This is a genomic window from Companilactobacillus hulinensis, from assembly GCF_003946555.1.
Classification (GTDB): Bacteria; Bacillota; Bacilli; order Lactobacillales; family Lactobacillaceae; genus Companilactobacillus; species Companilactobacillus hulinensis.
The window spans coordinates 38,722-47,506 of the sequence record NZ_RHOO01000019.1 but is presented as its reverse complement, the minus strand read 5'-3'; the positions used below and the strand labels follow the sequence as shown (position 1 = coordinate 47,506).

The 8,785-nt window shown below is 36.7% G+C and carries 7 protein-coding genes; 3 read left to right on the top strand and 4 right to left on the bottom strand.

Annotated elements, in window-relative coordinates:
• The first annotated feature begins 117 nt into the window (after positions 1-117).
• Both EKM66_RS09545 and EKM66_RS09540 read left to right on the top strand, forming a co-directional pair.
• Positions 118-702 (top strand): sensor histidine kinase, encoded by a 585-nt coding sequence (locus EKM66_RS09545; protein ID WP_125763998.1) that lies wholly within the window; start codon positions 118-120, stop codon positions 700-702.
• 1 nt (position 703) lies between these two features.
• Positions 704-1,309 (top strand): response regulator transcription factor, encoded by a 606-nt coding sequence (locus EKM66_RS09540; protein ID WP_125763996.1) that lies wholly within the window; start codon positions 704-706, stop codon positions 1,307-1,309.
• 44 nt (positions 1,310-1,353) lie between these two features.
• Here the strand turns inward: EKM66_RS09540 and EKM66_RS09535 are convergent, their stop codons facing one another.
• The 4 genes from EKM66_RS09535 to dnaE all read right to left on the bottom strand — a co-directional run bounded on the left by EKM66_RS09535 (position 1,354) and on the right by dnaE (position 8,458).
• A complete protein-coding gene (locus tag EKM66_RS09535) occupies positions 1,354-2,151 on the bottom strand; it encodes a DUF4931 domain-containing protein (RefSeq protein ID WP_125763994.1) in 798 nt (265 codons plus the stop codon).
• Between the two features lie 104 nt (positions 2,152-2,255).
• Positions 2,256-4,025 (bottom strand): pyruvate kinase, encoded by a 1,770-nt coding sequence (pyk, locus tag EKM66_RS09530; protein ID WP_125763992.1) that lies wholly within the window; start codon positions 4,023-4,025, stop codon positions 2,256-2,258.
• A gap of 46 nt (positions 4,026-4,071) precedes the next feature.
• Positions 4,072-5,031, bottom strand: a complete 960-nt coding sequence (gene pfkA / locus EKM66_RS09525) for a 6-phosphofructokinase (protein ID WP_125763990.1) — start codon at positions 5,029-5,031, stop codon at positions 4,072-4,074.
• A gap of 100 nt (positions 5,032-5,131) precedes the next feature.
• On the bottom strand, positions 5,132-8,458 hold the full coding sequence (dnaE, locus tag EKM66_RS09520) for a DNA polymerase III subunit alpha (protein ID WP_125763988.1): 3,327 nt from the start codon (positions 8,456-8,458) through the stop codon (positions 5,132-5,134).
• 93 nt (positions 8,459-8,551) lie between these two features.
• On the opposite strand from dnaE, the gene EKM66_RS09515 reads away from it, so the two are divergent.
• Complete coding sequence (locus tag EKM66_RS09515) at positions 8,552-8,743, top strand: YjzD family protein (protein ID WP_125763985.1); 192 nt, start codon at positions 8,552-8,554, stop codon at positions 8,741-8,743.
• The last annotated feature ends 42 nt before the right edge of the window (positions 8,744-8,785 follow it).

Genomic DNA, 8,785 nt, shown 5'->3' with positions numbered 1-8,785 from the left:
TGGCACCACGGTGATACTGTGTTAAAGTAGATATGCTCATAGTAAATGTCTTCTTTCATGGTCTGTTTAGTCACTACCATTGTAAAACATTTACTATGGGTATTTTTTTTTGATTAGGTGTTCGGATTAATTTTACAATTCACGATTGCCAAAGATTTACACGATAATCTCGGACAATCATTTTCACTGATAACCTTGAAAGCTGAGTTAGCTGACAAGCTAATAGACAAGAATACTGAACAGGCACGTCAAGAAATCAGGGATATCGCTACCACTTCTAGAGAAGACTTAACTTTAGTCCGACAAATAGTTAGTGGCTTAAACCAAAAATCAATTGCGGAAGCGATGATTGAAGAAGAAGAAAACTTGCGAATCGTAAATATCATTCAACAATCAAACAATGAAAAAATATCCGTTGCTTGGCCAATCAAAGTTCAAAACGTTTTGGCAGCAATTATTAAAGAAGCATCAACGAATATCATCAAATACAGTAAAGCACACTTAACCACCTTTGACTTTGATGAAGACGACGATTGCTACACTTTGAACATTAGTGACGACGGTGTCGGATATAAAAAAATTAGAAAAGATTCATTTGGATTAACGGGAATGTCACAACGCTTATCTGATATTAATGGAACTATTGATATTAGTTCAGATCACGGAACTATTTTAAAAATAAAAGTAAAAAAGGCAGATTAAAATGACTACAATTTATTTAGCAGAAGATCAGGAAATGTTAAACACTGCTTTAGCAACTTTATTAGGACTTGAAGATGATCTTGAAGTAATTGGAACAGCACCCGATGGTCAGACCGCTCTATCAGAAATCATTTCCAAGAAGCCACAAATTGCTATCTTAGACATTGAAATGCCAAAATTATCTGGGCTTGATATGGCTGAACAAATCAATCTACTGGGCCTTCCAACTAAGGTAATAATTCTAACAACTTTTGCCAGAGCAACCTATTTTGAACAAGCGGTAAAAGCCAACGTTAATGGTTACTTGTTAAAAGACAACCCGACAGATCAGTTAGTCAGAACGATTCATGAAGTATTAGATGGCAAAACAATTTTCTCACCAGAATTAGTCACGACAATCATATCGGCCGAAAAGAACCCATTAACTAAACGAGAATTAGACGTATTAAGAGAAATTAAAACTGGTAAAAATAGTAAAGAAATTGCTAAATCAGTTTTTCTATCTGACGGAACAGTTCGTAATTATATTTCATCCATTTTAAGTAAGACTGGAACTTCTTCTAGAATAGAAGCCTTAAACATTGCTGAAAAAAATAAATGGATCTAAAAAGAAGCTGAATCTCACTTATTATTAGTGAGATTCAGCTTCTTTTATTTGAGCTCGTCACAATCAGCTTCATTTTTAAGCTTATTCAAAACATCAGTCGCAAAACTCTCCAACGTATCCCGGTTATCACGTTGTGGTAACTTATAGCCCACAAAATATGGAGATGCCACAAATCTAGGTACGATCTTGCAGATAATGTCACCATCTTCATCGTAAAAGAAAATATTATACGATTCACACGTGCCATTATGAAATTCATTCAATAAGTATCGAACAGTGATTCTTGCGAATTCAGCCAGATCATTTAAGTGCTTTGCATCTTTGATTCTTATATTAAATTCAACAAACCCCATAATTGGTTCCTGAGATAAATTGAAATCAATATTATCTGATTTCCAAATTTCATACCCCGTAAAATTATGTTTACTGATATATTGATAACCATCAACATTGTCCAATCCAACGATTTGAAAATGAGGGTGTCTAAGACTTCCTCCAGACATCGGTCCGAAGTTCTTGTACATCAATACACTTTTATATTTTTTTGTTTTTAATAATTCATTCCAGCAATCAAAAATAAATTGAAAAACTTCAGAATTCTTCTTAACAGAATAAGTTGAAATATCAGCATCGTGTTGGCTTGATTCAATTAATACTGTTTGATAGGTATCCTTTAAGGTCCTAAATTTATTTTCAAGCCAAATCATGTCACCCTTCTGTCTAATAATATTAGTCAAATTATCAGTATCACAGAATGGACAAACCGCTGCCTTCTTCTTTGTATCTCTTGGTTTTCCTTTCGCCACATCTAGTTGGAAAATCAGTAAATCTTTTTCATCCAAGATAATACTCCTTTATTGCGAGTATACAAAAATACTGAAAAGGACTTGATCAGAATCCCCTTCAGTATTTTTTAATACTTATTAATTAATAATTTATTTGTATATTATAGTGAGCGTGAAGCACCCTTGTAAACAACACCACGTCTTGAATCAACTGTGACTGTTTCGCCATCATTGATCAAGTTTGTAGCATCCTTAGCACCAACAACAACTGGTAGACCCATAGCAATACCAACTACGGCTGCGTGTGAAGTCAAACCACCGTTTTCAACAACTACGGCACTAGCTTTTTCAAGAGCTGGAAGGTAATCCTTGTCAGTCATTTCTGTAACAAGAATGTCTCCTTCTTTAACCTTGTCATTAGCTTCTTTAGCTGAATGAGCAACTACAGTGTTACCAACAACAGATTCTTCACCAACGCCTTGGCCCTTAACTAACTTTGAACCAATTAGTTGAACCTTCATAACGTTTGTTGTACCACTTTCACCAACTGGAACACCAGCAACGATAAGAATTAAGTCTCCCTCTTTAGCAAAGCCAAGTTCTTGAGCTTTCTTAGCAGCAAGGTCGAACATTTCATCTGTATTAGCAGGCTTGTCAGCAACGATAGGTTGTACACCCCAGTTAACTGTTAGTCCACGTTGTGTTGTTTCATCAAATGTGATAGCAAGAATATCAGCACTTGGACGATACTTAGAAATCATACGTGCTGTGTAACCTGACTTAGTAGCTGCAACAATTGTGTTAATGTTCAATTCTTCAGCAGTTCTAACAACAGATTCACCGATTGATTCTGTAACATTTGAGCCTTTGTATTCTTCAAATCTTTGAATAGCCAATTGGTTACTCTTGTCTAATTCTTTTTCTGTACGTTCGTCAATCTTAGCCATAGCTGCAACTGATTCAACAGGGTAATCACCGTTAGCACTTTCACCAGAAAGCATAGTTGCATCTGTACCATCAAGAACAGAGTTAGCAACATCAGTAACTTCGGCACGTGTAGGACGTGGGTTTTCTTGCATTGAATCAAGCATTTGTGTAGCTGTGATAACTGGCTTGCCAAGTGCATTACACTTTTGGATCAAGCTCTTTTGAACGAATGGTACGTTTTCAAATGGAATTTCAACACCCATGTCACCACGAGCAACCATCAAACCATCTGAAACCTTCAAGATAGAATCGATGTTGTCGATACCTTCTTGTGATTCGATCTTAGGGAAGATTTGTACTTGTTCCATATGTTTTTCTTCAAGGATTTCACGGATATCAAGAACATCTTGTGCTTTACGAACAAATGAAGCTGAGATGAAGTTAATATCATTGTCACAACCAAAACGAATATCGCTGGCATCTTTTTCTGTGATACCTGGTAGGCGAATTTCAACACCAGGTGCGTTAACACCCTTACGTGAACCGATCATACCATCGTTTTGTACTTCTGTAACTAATTCACGGTTCTTGTCATCTTTTTCAGTAATCTTAAGATCAACAAGACCATCATCGATCAATACGTGACCACCAACATGTGTATCATCGTACAAACCAGGATAAGTAACAGCAATCTTTTCTGGGTTACCTGTTAATGAGTCATCCATTGAAATACGGATAACATCACCGATTTTAGCTTCAAACTTGCCGCCATCTTGAACAGTTGTACGGATTTCAGCACCCTTTGTATCAAGAACGATACCAACTGTCTTACCTGTAATCTTTTCAGCTTCGTGAACCATGTTCATACGTGCTAAATGTTCTTCATGATCACCATGTGAGAAGTTGAAACGAAAAATGTTTGCGCCTGCTTCAATTAATTTTGTAATTGTTTCAACATCATTAGATGCAGGTCCAAGTGTACTTACGATTTTTGTTCTTTTCATCGAAAAATCTCCCTTTTCTTTATGTGTTCGTCTTTATTGTAACAAACTATCTGCTTAATGATTGATTTAAATCATATAAGTCCAAATCAGGTTTGTGCTTATTATCAAATAGATCAAGCATATTGTGGTATGTCAACTTGTTGTCTTCGATACCAATAGCTACTCCACCCTTGCCTTCTTCAAGAAGGTCAACAGCATAAGCACCCATTTTACTTGCTAGAACACGATCTCTAGCTGTAGGTGAACCACCACGTTGTACATGTCCTAAAACAGTACTACGTACTTGGAAGTCACCATAAGAATTAAGCTTATCGGCAAATTCTTGAGCATGCATAACACCTTCAGCAAGAACAACAAGCATATGCTTCTTGCCCTTCTCACGGCCTTCTTTGATACGTTGTGCAATTTCTGCAATATCAAAGTCACGTTCAGGAACGACGATTTCTTCAGCACCACCAGCAACACCAGACCATAAGGCGATATCACCAGCACCTCTACCCATTACTTCAATAACGAAAGTTCTTTCATGGGAAGTAGCTGTATCTCTGATCTTATCAATTGATTCGATAACTGTACTTACAGCTGTATCGAAACCAATTGTGAAATCAGTATAAGGAATATCATTATCAATTGTACCTGGTAGTCCAACAGCATTATATCCATGCTCCGTTAAACGCAAAGCACCGTGATATGAACCATCACCACCGATAACAACCAATGCATCAATTCCAAATTTCTTAAGTTGTTCAATACCCTTAAGTTGACCTTCTTCTTTGGCGAATTCAGGATATCTTGCAGAATACAAGAAAGTTCCACCACGTTGAATACGGTCAGATACATCGGAAGCTGTTAGTGGGAAAATGTCCCCAGCAACCAATCCTGCATATCCATAATTGATACCAAACACTTCAAGTCCTTTATCTAGGGCTCTACGTGTGACTGCTCTAATAGCAGCGTTCATTCCAGGGGCATCTCCACCACTGGTTAAAATACCAATCCGCTTCATTTGTTCACACTCCAAATTTATTTGTTTCAAAAACAAAACCTAATAAAATATAACATTTTTATAGAATACTTTGTAGGGCTGAAAACGTTTTATGGTGAAATTAGTCACTATTTTTAATAAAAACGTTCTTCTCACCTAATAAATCTTCCAAATCGTGCTTAATTTTGTCAGAAAAGTCGATCCATCGATTTGACTTCAAAATAACTGCTTGCTTAGTTTTTTCTCGATAAAGTATCACTGGTATCTTACCAGGCGAACTTTCGATCAATCGATATAAAACGGACAAATTGTCTTCAGTGTCAAACGAAGTCTTTAACCTCAAATACAATTTTTGCTTGGGCAGCTTAACCGTATACTGTTTTGGATCATTGAATTTGTCAGCAATAAATTCCAAATCGCCTCTCATTCCGTTGTCAGCATGACCAACTATCAAGAAGATTTTTCCTTCAAGTTCAGAATTTTCTAATTTTTGGAATAGCTTTGGGAAAATCGTCACTGAAATCGAACCAGTTTCATCCTCAGCTGTCGCAAAACACATTCTTTGACCCTTCTTTGTTCTAATAACACGCGGTCTTTTGATTAAGCCAAGTATAGCGACATTTTGTTTTTTATAGTTTTTCAGGTTAGATATTTTTACGGTGTTCGTATTCAATAATCTTTCCCGATACTTCTCAACTGGATGTCCTGAAACATAAATTCCCAAGAATTCTTTTTCCTGATTCAATTTTTCTGTTAGTGAATAATCATCTACTACGTGTTTTTTTGGATCTAATACATCAAATAATGACAAATTACTTCCTGCCAGCTGCATACTTTCAATTAGATCCTTAAAATCTAATACCAGTTCATGCCTATTTTTATTGAAAGAATCAAAAGCTCCCGACAAAATCAATGGATTGATGTAATCATCTTTGACGAAGCGAATATCAATTCTTTGCAAAAAATTCAAAGCACTAGTAAATTCACCATTCTTCTTACGTTCGTCAATAATCTCGGCAACAAGATCACGTCGCATCCCTTTGACACTCAAAAATCCAAATCGAATGCCCTCGCCATCAACTTCAAAGGAAGCATTACTTTTATTAATATCAACATTTTTAATCGCAATACGCTGATCTTTGGCAGCTTGTACATATAAAGAGATTTTATTTTCACTATTCAAATTTGCATTCATCAAACAAGTAAAGAATATTTGTGGAAAATGTACTTTGATATACGCCAGCCAAAAGGCAATCATTGAATACGCTACAGAATGAGACTTATTAAAACCATAATTACCGAAAGTTTCTATATATTCATATACTTTTTCAGCTGAATCACGATTGTGACCCTGTTTAACAGCACCTTCAACAAACTTCTTATGATTGGCATCCATCAAAGCCTCATTCTTCTTGCTAATTGCACGACGCAAAATATCAGCGTCAGCCAATGAGAATCCGGCCATTTCTGACGAAGCCTGCATAACTTGCTCCTGATAGACCAAAACACCATAAGTTGGCTTCAAAATCTTCTCCAGAGATGCATCGGGATAAGTTACTGGCTCTTCGCCATGCTTTCTAGCAATGAAAGTAGAAATATTTTGCATCGGACCTGGACGATAAAGAGCATTCGTCGCAACAACATCGTTAAATCCAGTAGGCTTCAGCCGTCTCAACACGCTTCTAATACCATCAGACTCAAATTGGAAAATACCATCAGTATCGCCTCTTTGAAATAACTCCAAGGTCTTTTGATCATTCAAAGGAATCTTCTCAGGTAGGAACTCTCGTTGGTACTTTTGAGAAATCAACTTAATGGCTTGATCCAAGATAGTCAAATTTCTAAGTCCCAAGAAATCCATCTTAAGTAATCCGACGCTCTCAACATTATTCTTAGTTTGCTGAGTCAAGTTGATTCCATCATCCTCAAGTTGAACGGCAACAATATCAGTCATCGGCTGACCACTCAAAACAATCCCAGCTGCGTGAGTTGAGTAATGTCTAGGAATACCTTCAATTCTCCTTGCAACCTTAAAAATCAAACGATTTTCTTGAGAACTCTCAATCAGTTCTTTTAGTGTGTTAGATTCTTTGACTGCCTCTTCCAAAGTAATGTTGAACTTACGAGGAATGGCATTCGACCATTGTGTCAGTTGAAATGATGTTTGACTAAAAGTTCTAGAAATATCACGTAGAGCCATCTTTGTCGCAAGCGTACCAAAGGTAATGATCTGTGCCATATGATCTGAGCCATACTTGTCATGCATGTACATCACCATTTCGTCTCTTCGGTCATCTGGGAGATCCAAATCGATATCGGGCATATTGACACGTTGAGGGTTCAAAAAGCGCTCAAACAGCAAATCATACTTAATTGGGTCTACTTGAGTGATCCCAAGGGTATATGAAACAAGTGAACCAGCAGCTGACCCACGACCAGGACCAGTCTTGATCCCAACTTCATGTGCATGTTTAATAACATCCCAAACGATTAAGAAATAATCAGAGAATCCCATTTTGTCGATAACGCCAAGTTCATATTTCAATCGCTTAACGTAATCCTGTGATACATCACCATTCAATCTCTTATTCAATCCACGAGTTGTAAGATCTCGTAAAAAGTCCACAGAACTCAATCCATCAGGAGTTTCAAATTTAGGAAGCTCAGTATCTTTGAATTCAATTTCAACATTGCATTGATCAGCAATCTTATTAGACATCTCGACTGCATCCTGCATATCTACTCTAGCAAAGTCACTAGCGAACACATCAGCATCACGCAAATAATGATCACCATTCTCAACTACTTGATTGATACTTTCAAATTTCTGACCAGTCCGCAAGTAATTCAAAACTTGAAATGGCAGATGATCATCTTCATTAATATATTGAACATCCCCCAATGCTGCCATGGGAATGTCATTACTATTTGAAATCTCTTTGACACGTCTAACATTGTCAATCTGTCCGGAATACAATCCCACGCCTAAGAATATAGAATCTGGATCAGTAACTTCTTTAATTTGTTCGAAATAATCTTGCGTATTTTCTGAAACAAATACTTCTGATTCAGTTGCTGGAGTTATAACAAAAATATTTGTCATAAAGTTTTTTATAGATTCAAATTCAATCGGATCCTTTGACGACATGATTGCTGAAGATATTTTGATCAGATTATGATACCCCTGATCATTCTTTGCCAACAATATCAGTGAATACGAACTGGCACTATCTTGAATGCCCGCAATCGAAGCAACCATCCCAATGATTGGTTTAATTCCGGATTTTTTGGCATATTTATAAAAATCGATCGAACCATATAAATTGTCTATATCTGTTAAAGCGATTGAAGAATAGCCACGCTTACTAGCCTCATCAACCAACTCAGGAAGTTTTATGGGACTGTGCAACAAACTAAAACTGCTCATAACTTGTAATTGTGTTTGCATTTTGTCGCCCCCTTTGGTTAAAATTATATCAAAATCAGACGGAACTTTATTGGGCAAAGTCTATTTTTGTGCTAAACTACTGAAGAAAGTGAGATGGAAGAAATGAGATATGTTGCTGTAATTTTTTGGGCCGTTTGTTTAGGTCAAGTTGCCGGATTTATCGGTGGTGCTTTGAACCAACAAACATTTAGTCCATCACAAACAATGATTGTAACAGTAGTATTTGCAATTATCTTCAGCATAATTCCATTGCTGCTAGATAGTGATAAGAAGAATCGCGCTTAGATATTAAGCGCTTTTTTTGTGCTCTTTATATTGGAGGAATTA